Annotated in this window: 6 protein-coding genes; 5 read left to right on the top strand and 1 reads right to left on the bottom strand. The window is 73.9% G+C overall.

Annotated elements, in window-relative coordinates:
- Positions 1-14: 14 nt before the first annotated feature.
- Positions 15-1,031 carry a ferritin-like domain-containing protein gene (locus ABTY62_RS03565; RefSeq protein WP_352127685.1) on the bottom strand — a complete coding sequence of 339 codons (1,017 nt, stop codon included), beginning with the start codon at positions 1,029-1,031 and terminating at the stop codon, positions 15-17.
- 204 nt (positions 1,032-1,235) lie between these two features.
- Between ABTY62_RS03565 and ABTY62_RS03560 the strand changes: the two genes are divergently transcribed.
- The 5 genes from ABTY62_RS03560 (at position 1,236) to fusA (ending at position 13,324) form a co-directional block, all read left to right on the top strand.
- Positions 1,236-2,027, top strand: coding sequence for a thioesterase II family protein (locus tag ABTY62_RS03560; protein ID WP_352127684.1), 792 nt, complete (start codon positions 1,236-1,238; stop codon positions 2,025-2,027).
- A gap of 65 nt (positions 2,028-2,092) precedes the next feature.
- Positions 2,093-3,052, top strand: coding sequence for a TauD/TfdA family dioxygenase (locus ABTY62_RS03555; RefSeq protein WP_352127683.1), 960 nt, complete (start codon positions 2,093-2,095; stop codon positions 3,050-3,052).
- Positions 3,053-3,282: 230 nt separating this feature from the next.
- Positions 3,283-9,657 carry a non-ribosomal peptide synthetase gene (locus ABTY62_RS03550; protein ID WP_352127682.1) on the top strand — a complete coding sequence of 2,125 codons (6,375 nt, stop codon included), beginning with the start codon at positions 3,283-3,285 and terminating at the stop codon, positions 9,655-9,657.
- A gap of 34 nt (positions 9,658-9,691) precedes the next feature.
- On the top strand, positions 9,692-10,855 hold the full coding sequence (locus ABTY62_RS03545; protein ID WP_352127681.1) for a glycine amidinotransferase: 1,164 nt from the start codon (positions 9,692-9,694) through the stop codon (positions 10,853-10,855).
- A gap of 357 nt (positions 10,856-11,212) precedes the next feature.
- Positions 11,213-13,324 (top strand): elongation factor G, encoded by a 2,112-nt coding sequence (gene fusA, locus ABTY62_RS03540; protein WP_502997394.1) that lies wholly within the window; start codon positions 11,213-11,215, stop codon positions 13,322-13,324.
- Positions 13,325-13,382: the final 58 nt, after the last annotated feature.

Below are 13,382 nucleotides of genomic sequence, written 5' to 3'. Positions count from 1 at the left end.
GTCGACGGCCCGGGTCAGCGGCTCGTCATCACCTCGGGGCGGACCAGATTCTCCGCGAGCAGCAGTTCCTTCACCCGCTCCGACAGCAGGCCCAGCTGCCGGAGCACATGGATCACCTGCTGGAACAGCAGCTGCCGATAGGTGGCCATCATCGGGTTGGTCCGCGCGAAGCGCAGCCCCTTGTCCACGTCGAGGTCCATCCGCTCCCACACCTCACGGAGCATGAAGCGGCGGGACATCAGCCGGATGGACTCCAGCAGGAAGTCCTCGCGCTCACGGATCTCCGCCGTGGTCGCCTGCTCGTACGTGCCGGTGAGCGAGGTGACGCCGAAGGCGATGTGCCGGGCCTCGTCGCTCGCGACCATCTTGGTGATCTGCCGGATCAGCGGATCGCCGAAGCCGCTGCTGGCGAGCCTGAGCCCGGTGATCGCCAGGCCCTCCATGACCACCTGCATACCGAGGTAGACAATGTCCCACCGGGACTCCGACAGCACATCGTGGAGCAGCGTCCCGAGCCCGGGGTTGACCGGGTAGACGGTGCCCAGCTTCTCGTCCATGTAGCGCGCGAAGGCCTCGACGTGGCGCGCCTCGTCGGCCACCTGGGAGGCGGCGTAGGTCTTGGCGTCCATGTCGGGCACGGTCTCCACCAGCCGGGCGGTGGTCACCAGCGCGCCCTGCTCGCCGTGGAGGAACTGGCTGCACATCCACGCCTGGTACTCCCAGCGGAACCGGGTGAGCAGCTCGCGCGGCACCGGGCTGCCCTCGCCGACGACGAAGCCGGCCAGCCGGGCGCCGTTCTCCTCCGTCAGCTCGGCGCCGAACTGGACGTCGTAGTCCCAGTCGATGTCGGTCGAGGCGTTCCACTGAGCGGCCTTGTTCTTCTCGTAGAGGCTCCAGACACGGCTGTCACGCTTCCCGTAGTCCCAGTTCAGACACGCCTGAGTGAGGGATTCGACCTTCATCAGGTCCGCCTTCACGGCGTCCAGGACAAAGAGAGGCGAGTCGGCTGCCTCGTCAGGAACAGCGGTCATGGAAGTGCGATCCCCTCGGGCACAAGGGCGGGATGGTCGGCACGATCCTCATCGCGCGGGAGGCCCACCGGCCAGGCAGGCTCGGGGCAATTGGGCGGCAGACCGGTTGCCGGTCCCCGTGCCTGGCCAGGCCGCCCCCGGCGCCCCAGGATGGCCCGCCGGGGCCACCGCCCCGAGTGCGTGCCGGGCGACGAAAGGAGCGGGATGCGAACCCATGCCGCCGAACGAGCCTCCCACCCCGCGAGCACACCGGCGCACGGGGCGGACACTCCGTGGATCGTCGGCCGGGTGACCGCGCCCAGCGCCCGGCTGCGGCTGATCTGTCTGCCCCAAGCGGGCGGCAGCGCCGGGTCGTTCGCCCCCTGGCGGCTCGCCCCGCCCGACGGCATCGAGCTGGCGACGGTGGAGCTGCCGGGCCGCGGGGTGCGCAGCGCGGAGCCCGTGCCTGGCACGCTGGAGGAGCTGGCCGACGCCGTGCTCGACGGCATCTCGGACGAGTTCGACGACCTGCCGTACGCGCTGTTCGGCCACAGCTTCGGCGCGCTCCTCGGCTACGAGCTCACCGGCCGGGCCGCCCGGCGCGGCCTGCCCGCGCCCCGCGCGCTGCTGGTCTCCGCGTGCCGGGCGCCGCACGCCGCGGTGCCCAAGCGGATCTCGGACCGGGACGACCAGGGGCTGCTGGCCTGGCTGGAGGGGTTCGGCGGGTTCCCTCCCGGCCTTCGGGAGTATCCGTCGTATCTGAGCTACGCGCTGCGTACGGTCCGCCGCGACCTGGCCCTCGCCGAGGCGTACCGGAGCGTCGGGCCGGTGCCGGTGGGCTGCCCGCTGCATGTCCTCGGCGGTGCCGAGGACCCGCTGGTGGGCCGGGCCCAGCTGGAGCGCTGGCGCGCGTGTGCCTCGGGCGGCTTCACGCTCCAACTGCTGCCCGGCGGGCACGACTACCTCTTCGCCGACGCTCCGGCCGTGCTCGGCGCCGTCGCCGCGGTGCTCGGCTGACCGGTGGCGTTCTCACCGATTCCGGGGCACCGGCACCGGGCCCCTTCTCCAGGGAGTTGTGACGAGTGGACGAGCTGACCGGCATCACCGTGTTGCGGGCCGACGGCGAGCGGCTGGGGCCCTTTGTGCGCCGGCACCTCCCGGCGATCGACCGGGCCGTCGCCGAGACCGGCGTGGCCCTGATCCGGGGGGCGGACGCCGAGGGCGTCGGGGACTTCCAGCAGGCCCTGGACGGGCTCGGGTTCCGGCCGCTGGAGTACACGGAGCGCTCCACGCCGCGCAGCGAGGTGGGCGACGGGGTGTTCACCTCCACCGAGTACCCGGCGCGCGAGGTGATCCCGCAGCACTGTGAGTCGTCGTACGCCGGTGCCTGGCCGGGCCGGCTGGCCTTCTACTGCGCCACCCCGGCGGCCACCGGCGGCGCCACCCCGATCACGGATGTCGCGCGGGTGCTGGAGGACATCCCCGCCGAGGTGCTGCGCACCCTGGAGGCGCGGGGGCTGCGCTATGTGCGGAACTACGGCAGCGGCGTGGGCCTCGACTGGCGCGAGGCGTTCCAGACCGACAGCCGCGGCGAGGTGGCCCGGTTCTGCTCGGCCGGCGGGCTGGAGTGGGAGTGGCCGGAGGAGGACCGGCTGCGCACGGTGCGCCGGGCCCCGGCGACCCTCGTACACCCCCGCACCGGGCACCGGGTGTGGTTCAACCACCTGGTGCTGTTCCATCAGTCCTCGCTGCCGAAGGGGTTGCGGGCCGACCTGGTGGCGCTGTTCGGGGAGGACGGGCTGCCCAATGACGTCCTGTTCGGCGACGGGGGCCGGATCCCGGACGAGATGGTCGCCGCGGTCCGCGCGGCCTTCGAGCGCCGTGCGCGGCGCTTCGGCTGGCGGCGCCACGACCTGCTGGTGATCGACAACATGCGCTGGTCGCACGGCCGGGAGGCGTTCACCGGGGAACGCCGGGTGCTGGTCTCCATGTCGGACCTGATCACGAGGGCCGACCGGCCGGAGCCCGCCCTGCGCGGCTGAACCAGCACTGTTGGACGCCGAGTTGGACCGCGCGCACCGGCAACGTCGCCCGCCCGCAGGGCCGTCGGCGGGCAGGGAAGCTGCCGGTCGGCTGCCTGGCCCGCGCCACGGCCGCGCGAAATCATCGTGGCAGATGGCCGAAATCGGTCACTGCCCCTTGCCTCGCTCGCCCCTTCCTATGACCTGCCGCTCGCTTCGGCGCGCCGCCGACCGCTTCCGGGGAACCGACAGTGAACGAAGTGTCCCAGTCGCCGATCGAGTCCGTGCTGCCCCTCACGCCGCTCCAGGAGGGCATGCTCTTCCACGCTCTGTACGACTCCGAGGCTGCGGACGTCTACACCATCCAGGCCCCGTTCGAACTGCTCGGAGACGTCTCGCCGAAGGCGCTGCGCGCGGCCTGCGCCGCCACGCTCGCCCGCCACACCGTGCTGCGGGCCGGCTTCCGCCAGCGGGGCAACGGGCAGGCGGTGCAGCTGATCCGGCGGACCGTGCGGACGCCGTGGACCGAACTCGACCTCTCCGCGGATTCCGAGTCCGTACGCCGGAAGAAGCTGCTGTCCTTCCTCGAGGAGGAGCGGTCGCGCCGCTTCGACATGACGGCTCCGCCGCTGATGCGGTTCGCGCTGGTCCGCCTCGCCGAGCGCCAGTACGCGTTCGTCATGACGTACCACCACATCCTGCTCGACGGCTGGTCCCTGCCGCAGGTGCTGGCGGACCTGTTCACGCTCTACCACCAGAAGGCCGAGGGGGACGGCCCCGGTGCGGGCGACGGCGGGCTGCCCCCGGTGACGCCGTTCTCCGACTTCCTGCGGTGGCTGTCCCGGCAGGACCGCGCCGCCGCCCAGGAGGCGTGGCGGTCGGCCCTCGAGGGCCTCTCCGAGCCGACGCTCGTCGCCGCCGGGGCCCCGGCGGCGGGTGACGGGGAGATGCCGGGGCTGCTGCACATCACGCTTCCCCGGGACGCCACCGAGGCGCTGTCGGCGACCGCCCGCGGCCACGGGCTGACCCTCAACACGGTGATACAGGGCGTCTGGTCGCTGCTGCTGTCGCTGCTGACCGGGCGTGACGACGTGGTGTTCGGCCAGACCGTGCACGGCCGGCCGCCGCAGCTGCCGGGCGTCGACTCGGTGGTGGGCCTGCTCATGAACGCCGTCCCGGTCCGGGTGCGGATCGACCCCGCGGAGCCGATGGCCGCCCTGTTCGCCCGGATCCAGGACGAGCAGCTCGCGCTGGCCCCGCACCACCACCTCGGACTGACCGAGGTGCGGCGGCTGTCCGGTCTTGACACGCTCTACGACACCTCGACCGGCTTCGGTGACGTGCCCTTCGACTGGGCCTCGGTGCGCGACAGCGTGCCGGGACTACGGATCACCCCACTCGCGGAAGACACCGCGGACGGCACGGATGGCGCGGACGGCGCGGACGGGCAGGCGAACGGTCAGCAGGAGATCACCGGGGCCACCCACTACCCGCTCAGCGTGGTCGCCGTGCCCGGCCCTCAGCTGAGCCTGCACATCAGCTACCGCCGGGGCCTGTTCGACGCCACCCGCCTGGAGCTGATCCGCACCCGGCTGCGGCTGCTGCTCGACACCTTCGTCCGCTCCCCCGCCACCCCCGTCGCGCGCCTCCCCTGGCTCACCGGCGAGGAGCGCGCGCGGGTGCTGGGCGAGTGGGCCCACCGCCCCGGGGCGCGCCCGGCCGAGGCGTACGAGCGCGCCCGGGCGACGCTCCCCCAGCGCTTCGAGGCCCAGGCGTGCCGCACCGCCGAGGCCCCGGCCGTGGCCGACGCGGCGGGGACGCTCACCTACCGCCGGCTCGACGAGGCCGCCAACCGGATGGCCCGGCTGCTGCTGAAGCGGGGCGTGCGGCCGGGGGACCTGGTCGCGGTGGCGCTGCCGCGCGGCACCGATCTGATCGTGGCGCTGCTGGGGGCCCTGAAGGCGGGGGCCGGGTATGTGCCGGTCGACCCCGGATATCCGCCGGAGCGCGTCACGTTCATGCTCGCCGATGCCGCCCCGTCCGCAGTCGTCTGCGCGGACACCGGCCACCTCGTCCTCGCCACACACCCGTCGGCGGTGCCGCTCGCCGACCCGGCGGTGCGGGCGGAGCTGGCTGCGCTCCCCGGGCACGGCGTGGACGACGCCGAGCGTGGCGCCCCGATCCGCCCCGCCGACCGCGCCTATGTCATCTACACCTCGGGGTCGACCGGCCGCCCCAAGGGCGTGGCGGTGGAACACCGCACGGTCGACAACTACCTGGCGTTCGCCCGCGCCGCCTACCCGGGCCTGGCCGAGCAGGCGCTGGTGCACTCGCCACCCTCCTTCGACCTCACCGTCACCGGCATCTTCGGCCCGCTGACCTCGGGCGGGCTGGTGCGCGTCGTCGACCTGGACGACTTCGACGCGCCACCGGGGCCCGCGGGCGGGGCGCCCGCGTTCGTCAAGGCCACGCCCAGCCACCTGCCGGTGCTGGTCGCCTCCGACGGGCAGTACTCGCCGACGGGCCAACTCGTCCTGGGCGGTGAGCAGTTGACCGGGGAGGCGCTGGCCGCGTGGCGGGCCCGCCACCCCGGGGTGACGGTCGTGAACGAGTACGGCCCCACCGAGGCGACGGTGGGCTGTGTGGAACACCGCCTGGAGCCCGGGGATCCGCTGCCGCAAGGCGCGGTGCCGATCGGCCGGCCCGTCCCCGGTGCCCGGATCTATGTCCTGGACCCGTGTCTGCGCCCGGTCCCGGCGGGCGTCCCCGGCGAGCTGTACATCGGCGGTGAGGTGCTCGCCCGCGGCTACGTCGGGCGGCCGGGGCTCACCGCGGCCCGCTTCGTCGCCGACCCGTTCGGCGGTCCGGGCGCCCGGATGTACCGGACCGGTGACATCGCCTGGTGGCGGCCCGACGGCACCGCGGTCTACGGCGGCCGGGCCGACGACCAGGTCAAGGTCCGCGGCTACCGGATCGAGCTGGGCGAGATCGAGGCCGTGGTGGGGAGCGACCCCGCCGTCGCCCAGGTGGCCGCGTCCGTACGGGAGGACCGTCCCGGGGTGCCGCGCCTGGTGGCGTACGTGGTGGCGGCGCCCGGACGGGACGCCGAACTGGCCACGCTGGCGGAGCGGATGGCGGAGCGGCTGCCCGCGTATCTGCTGCCGTCGGCCTTCGTCACCCTGCCCGCGCTGCCGCTGAGCCCCAACGGCAAGGTCGACCGGGCGGCGCTGCCCGCGCCGGATCCGGTGCAGGGCACGGCGGCGCCCCGGCCCCAGGAGACAGGAAACAGTCAGGAGACCCGCTCGGACGCGGGAGCGGAGAAGGCCGCGGCGACGGAGGAGGACAGGGCGGCCACGCTGGTCGGGCTCTTCGCGCAGGTGCTGGGCGCTGACGCGGTCGGGGCCGGGGACGACTTCTTCACGCTCGGCGGCGACTCCATCACCGTGATCCAACTGGTGGCGCGGGCGCGCGAGGCGGGTCTGCGCCTCACCCCCAAACAGGTCTTCACCCATCGCACGGCCGACGCCCTGCGCGCCTTCCTGCGGCAGCAGGCGGGCCCGGCCCGGGCCTCGGCCCAGGCACCGGCGGCCGGCTCCCCCGCCGCTGACGAGGGGTCCGCCACCGTCCCCGCCATGCCGATCACCCGCCGGCTCCTGGAACACGGCGGCGCCATCGACGCCTTCCACCAGTCCACGCTGCTCCGGGTGGCGCCCGGGCTCGGCACCGACCGGATGGCCGCCGCGGTGCGGGCCGTGGTGGAGCGGCACCAGGCGCTGCGCGCCCGGCTGCGGGACGACGGGTCGCTCGCCGTGGCCCTGGAGGCCCCGGGCGGGCCACGCGCGGCGGTACGGCGGGTCGATGTGCGCGGCCTGTCCCCCGAGGCGCTGCGCCGCCGGATCTCCGCCTGCGCCGGGGAGGACGCCGACGCCCTCGCCCCGCGCGACGGCGTCATGCTGCGGGCCACCTGGTTCGACGGCGGCGAGGACCGGCCGGGGCGGTTGCTCGTCACCGTCCACCACCTGGCCGTCGACGCGGTCTCGTGGCACATCCTGCTGACCGATCTGTACTCCGCCTGGCAGAGCCGCCCCACGGAGCCCGCCGCCCCGGAGCCCGCCGCCCCGGTGCCCGTACCGCTGCGGGAGTGGAGCCACCGGCTGCGGGCCGAGGCGACGGCGCCCGACCTGCTGGACGAGCTCCCGTACTGGCGGCGGACCCTGCGCGCGGGCGGGATCCCGCTCACCGACGCGCGGCTCTCGCCGTCCCGGGACATCCACGCGACGGCCGGTGAACTCACCCTCACCCTCCCCGAGGAGCTGACCGCGCCGCTGCTCGCGGCGGTGCCCGCCGCCCTCGCCACCCACACCAGGGAGGTGCTGCTCACCGGCCTGGCGCTCGCCGTCGCCGCCTGGCGGCGCCCCGCGGCGGGCGGCGGCACCGCGGTGCTGGTCGATGTCGAGGGGCACGGCCGCGAGCCCCTCGGCGAGGACATCGATCTGTCGGGCACCGTCGGCTGGCTCACCTCGCTGTATCCGGTGCGGCTCGACGCCGGGATCGGCGACTGGGACCCGGACGGCGATCCGCCGCCCGCCCGCCTCGGCGAGGCCGTGCGCCGGGTCACGGCCCAGGCCGGGGAGGTCCCCCGGCGCGGGATCGGCTTCGGCCTGCTGCGCCATCTGAACCGGGACACGGCCGGCGAGCTGTCGGACTGCCCGGCCCCGCAGCTCGGCTTCAACTACCTGGGCAGGCAGGACGCCGCCACGGACGCGGACTGGAGCGTGGCCCCCGAGTCCGACGCGCTGCCCACCGGGGCCGATCCGCGGATGCCGATGACGCATGTCGTCGAGGTGAACGCGGCGGTCGAGGACGGTCCGGCGGGCCCGCGGCTGACCGCCCACTGGCTGTGGGCCCGCCGCCTGCTGACCGAGTCCGAGGTCGGCGACCTGGCCCGGCTCTGGTTCGCGGCGCTGCGCGCGCTGGTGGCGTACGGGACGAGCCCGGAGGCGCTCCCGGTGCCTGTGCTCCCGGTGGACGCGCTCTCGGCGGGCTCCGCGGAGCGGGACGAGGCGGAGGTGTCCCGGCTCGCCACCCGGATCGGCATGCCCGTCGCCGAACTGCTGCCGCTCACCCCGACGCAGGAGGGCCTGCTCTTCCACGCCCGGTACGACAGCGGCGATCTGGACGTCTACAACGTGCAGATCACCCTGGAGGTGCGGGGCGCGCTCGACGCCGAGCGGTTCCGGGCCGCCTGTGACGCCCTGCTGCGCCGCCACCCGATGCTGCGCGCGGGCTTTCTCCAGCGGCGGTCGGGGGAGCCGGTGCAGGTCGTCCCGGAGTCGGTCCGGATGCCCTGGCACACCCACGATCTGACCGGCCTGGACGCGCCGGAGCGGGAGGCGCGGCTGGCGGAGCTGCTGGAGGCCGACCGGCGGCAACGCTTCGATGTGGCCCGGCCGCCGCTGGCCCGATGCACCCTGATCGCGCTCGCCGAGGACCGGCGGACGCTGGCCCTGAGCATCCACCATCTGCTCGTGGACGGCTGGACCACCTCGCTGCTGCTGCGCGATCTGCTCGCGCTCTTCGACCACGGCGGCGACGGCGGACTGCCGGCCCCCGGCCACTACCCCGACCATCTGCGGTGGCTGGCCGCGCAGGACCGCGACGAGGCGCGCACCGCCTGGAGCGGCGCGCTGGCGGGCCTGACGGAGCCCACCCTGGTCTGCCCGGACCGGGACACCGCGCGGATCCGCGCTCTGCCGGAGCGCCTCGTGGTCGAGCTGTCCGAGCCGGACACCTCCGCGCTGCTGGAGGCGTCGCGCCGGGCCGGCGTCACGCTGAACACGCTGCTGCGGGCCGCGTGGGCGCTGTGCCTGCACCGGCACACCGGGCTGCGGGACCTCGTCTTCGGGGCCACGGTCTCGGGGAGGGAGGCCGAGCTGCCCGGGGTCGAGGAGATGGTGGGGCTGTTCATCAACACCGTGCCGGTGCGGGTGCGCCTGGATCCGGCCGAGCCGCTGGCCGCGCTGCTGACGCGGCTACAGGAGGAGCACGCCGACCTCCTCCCGTACCACCACCTGGCGCTGACGGACATCCAGCGGGCGGCGGGGCTCGGCACGCTCTTCGACACCTGCGTCGTCTTCGAGAACTTCCCCACGGCCGAGGCCCTGCCCAGCCCGGAGGACGGGCTGCGGCTGACGGACGTGGCCGGCCACGACGCCTACCACTACCCCCTCAAGCTGATGGTCGCGCCCGGACGGCAACTGCGCCTCGAACTCGGCCACCGCCCCGACCTGATCGACGCCGAGGACGCGCGGCGGATGGTCGCCCGGTTGCGGGAGCTGCTGGCCGGGCTGCCGACGGCGCTGGCGGACCCGACCGGGCGCTTCCTCGACAACGTCTCCACGCCGGCCGTCGAACCCGCCGTGCGGCGGCTGTGCGAGCTGATCGCCGAGGTGCTGGGACGCGAGTCAGTCGGGCCGGACGACGATGTGTTCGCCCTCGGCTGCGACTCGCTGACGGCGCTGCGCCTGGCCGGCCGGATCGAGGCGGAGCTGGAGCTGGAGCGGAGCGTCGAGGTCGCCACCGTCTTCCGCTGCCGCACCGCGCGGGCCCTCGACGACGCACTCTGACCCCGTCTTACGAAACAGGCAGGTGGACGCGCACATGCGATACCCGGCAGTCGTGAATTCGTCGGTCGTCAATTCATGGAACGAGTGGGATCCGCTCCAGGAGATCGTGGTCGGCTCCGCCGACCGGGCCTGTTTCGAGCCGACGGAGCCGGGCAGCCGGCCCGCGCTGCGCGACACCCCCGGCCTGCCGTTCCCCACCGGCCCGAAGTCCGAGGAGGCCATCGGGCAGGCCAACGAGGAACTGGACGGTCTGGTGGCCCTGCTGGAGTCCCAGGGGATCGTGGTGCGCCGCCCCCAGCCGTATGACTTCTCCGCCCCGGTCCGCACCCCGGACTTCGAGGTCGGCAACCAGTACTGCGCGGTCTGCCCGCGCGATGTCATGATCACCATGGGCAACGAGATCATCGAGGCCACCATGTCGCGCAGGGCCCGGTACTTCGAGTACCAGCCCTACCGCAAGCTGGTGTACGAGTACTGGAACGCCGACCCGCGCGTCGAGTGGACCACCGCGCCCAAGCCCTCGATGGGCGACGGGATGTACCGCGAGGAGTTCTGGGACTGGCCGCTGGAGAAGCGGCACGAGCGGATGCATTCCTTCGAGTTCTGTGTCGGCCAGGACGAGGTGGTCTTCGACGCCGCGGACATGAGCCGGCTGGGGCGGGACATCCTGGTCCAGGAGTCGATGACCACCAACCGGGCGGGCATCCGCTGGCTGAAGCGGCATCTGGAGCCACGCGGCTTCCGGGTCCACCCGGTCCACTTCCCGCTGGACTTCTTCCCCTCGCACATCGACTGCACCTTTGTGCCGCTGCGCCCGGGCCTGGTCCTCACCAACCCCGAACGGCCGCTGCGCGAGGGCGAGGAGAAGATGTTCCTCGCCAACGACTGGGAGCTGGTCGACGCCCCGCAGCCGGTCCTGGGCAATGACGAGATGCCGCGCTACTGCCAGTCCTCCAAGTGGCTCTCGATGAATGTGCTCAGCCTGTCACCGACCAAGGTCGTCTGCGAGGAGCGGGAGAAGCCGCTCCAGGACCTGCTGGCCAAGCTCGACTTCGAGGTGTTGACCGTGCCGTTCCGCCATGTGTTCGAGTACGGGGGCTCCCTCCACTGCGCCACCTGGGACGTACGCCGCGAGGGCACGCGCGAGGACTACTTCCCCGCGCTCCGGTACGAGCCACTCGTCCGGCCCACGGGCTGACCCACGTTCCAGCCCGTCGAAAAAACCGGGTGCCCCGCCCGCGCCGGCTTCTCTACACTCGCCACGAACCGCGCGCCATGCACCACATCACGGCGCGCGCCGTGACGAATGAGGGGAGTCGGCCGTGCGTGACCGCGCCGCTGTCGTCGTTCCTCCGTCACGCTACGAGGTGATCCTGGTGTCTTCGGACGCCCGGTGCCGGCTGCGCGGCCGGTTCCGGACGCCCGTGACGAACGCCTGACGTTTCCCTGGGAACCTCCCCGGGAGCCCCCCTGGGAGTTCCGCCCGGCCTGACCAGGCCGCTTCGTCCGGGAAATCGCGCCGCCCTTTTCTGGATCACTCCGAAAGGCCTCGGCCGTGCGTACCGACCTCAACCTCCGCCGTTATCCCACCAGTTCGCCCGCGAATCCGCTGACCGGCGTCCGCAACCTGGGCATCCTCGCCCATGTCGACGCGGGCAAGACCACCGTCACCGAGCGGATCCTGTACCTCACCGGGACCATCCACAAGCGGGGCGAGGTCCACGACGGCACGACCGTCACCGACTTCGACTCCCAGGAGCGCGACCGTGGCATCACCATCTTCGCGGCGGCGGTGAGCTGCGCCTGGGACGGCCACCGGATCAATCTGATCGACACCCCCGGGCACGTCGACTTCTCCGACGAGGTGGAGCGCTCGCTGCGGGTGCTGGACGGGGCGATCGCGGTGTTCGACGCCGTCGCCGGGGTCGAGCCGCAGAGCGAGTCGGTGTGGCGCCAGTGCGACCGGCACGGTGTGCCGCGGATCGCCTTCGTCAACAAGATGGACCGCGCCGGGGCCGACCTGGACGCGGCGGTCGAGTCGATCCGGGAGCGGCTGCACCCGGCCCCACTGGTCGTCCAGTTGCCGATCGGCGCGGAGGACGGGTTCACCGGGGTGGTGGATCTGCTCCGGATGCGCGCGATGGTGTGGCCGGACGGCCACGGCGCATGCGAGGAGGGCCCGGTGCCGGACGCTTTGCGGGAGGAGGCGCGGCGGCGCCGCCGGCTGCTGGAGGAGGCGGTGGCGGAGCTCCACCCGGGAGCGCTGGAGGAGTTCTGCGTCGAGTCGGCGGTCTCCACGGCGACCCTGGCCACCGCGCTGCGCGAGCTGACCCTCGGTGGCGAGGGCGTGGTGGTGCTGTGCGGCTCGGCCTACCGCAACCGCGGCGTCGAACCGCTGCTGGACGCCGCCGTGGCCTATCTGCCGTCGCCGCTGGATGTGCCGGCCGTGCGCGGCACCCGGGGCGACGCGGTGGAGGAGCGGGCCGCCGACCCCGGCGGGCCGCTCGCGGCGCTGGTGTTCAAGGTGACGTCGACCGCCACCGGGCGGCTGACCTATCTGCGGGTGTACTCGGGAACGATCGGCAAGGGAGAGGTGGTGTGGGACGTGGGCGCACGGCGCACCGAGCGGATCGGCCGCATTCTGCGGGTCCGGGCCGACCGCCACGCGGAGGTGGATTGGGCCGTGGCCGGGGACATCGTGGCGGTGATCGGGCCGAAGGCGGCCCGCGCCGGGGCCACGCTGTGCGCGCCGTCGGCTCCGCTGCTCCTCGAACCGCCCACGGTGGCCGACCCGGTCGTCTCCGTGGCGGTCGAGGCGCGCGGGCGCACCGACGCCGACCGGCTGGCCACGGCGTTGGCGCGGCTGGTCGAGGAGGATCCCTCACTCGCGGTCAGGACCGACCCCGAGACCGGTCAGACCGTGGTGTCCGGGATGGGCGAGCTCCATCTGGAGGTGGCGGTGGAGAAGCTGCGCCGCGCCCATGGGCTGGACGTCGCCGTGGGACGGCCGAGGGTGGCCTATCGGGAGACGGTCGCCCGCGGGGTGTCCGGGCTGCTGTACCGCCACGTCAAGCAGGACGGTGGCGCGGGCCAGTTCGCCCATGTCGTCCTCGACGTCGAGCCGCTGGGCGCCGCGCCGCCGGACGCTGTCGATACGGGTGGCGGCGCGGTGGACTTCGGGTTCCGGTCGACCGTCGTCGGCGGGCGGGTGCCGCAGGAGTACGTCCGGGCGGTGGAGGCCGGTTGCCGGGACGCTCTGGCCGAGGGTCCGCTCGGCGGTCACCCGGTGACCGGGGTACGGGTCACCCTGACCGACGGCGCCACCCATGCGAAGGACTCCTCGGAGATGGCGTTCCGTACGGCCGGACGGCTCGCGCTGCGGGAGGCGCTGCGCGCCTGCGCGATGGTGCTGCTGGAACCGGTGGTCGAGGTCACGGCCACGGTGCCGGACGACGCCGTGGGCGGGGTGCTCGGTGATCTGGCGGCGCGGCGCGGCCGGGTCTCGGGCACCGCCGCGCGGGCCGGCACGGCGGTCATCACCGCGACCGTGCCGCTGGCCGAGTTGTTCGGCTATGCAACCAGGCTGCGCGGCCGGACCCAGGGCCGGGGAACGTTCACCACCCGGCCCGCGGGCCACGCCCCGGCGCCCGCGCCGGCGTCCCGGTAGACCGGCGACGGCCCCGCCCCTGACGTGGGCGGGGCCGTACCGGCCGGGCCGGGCGGTG

This window comes from Streptomyces sp. NPDC097640, from assembly GCF_040302705.1.
Classification (GTDB): Bacteria; Actinomycetota; Actinomycetes; order Streptomycetales; family Streptomycetaceae; genus Streptomyces.
The sequence above is the reverse complement of the archived record's forward strand: the minus strand, read 5'-3'. Positions and strand labels throughout refer to the sequence as shown.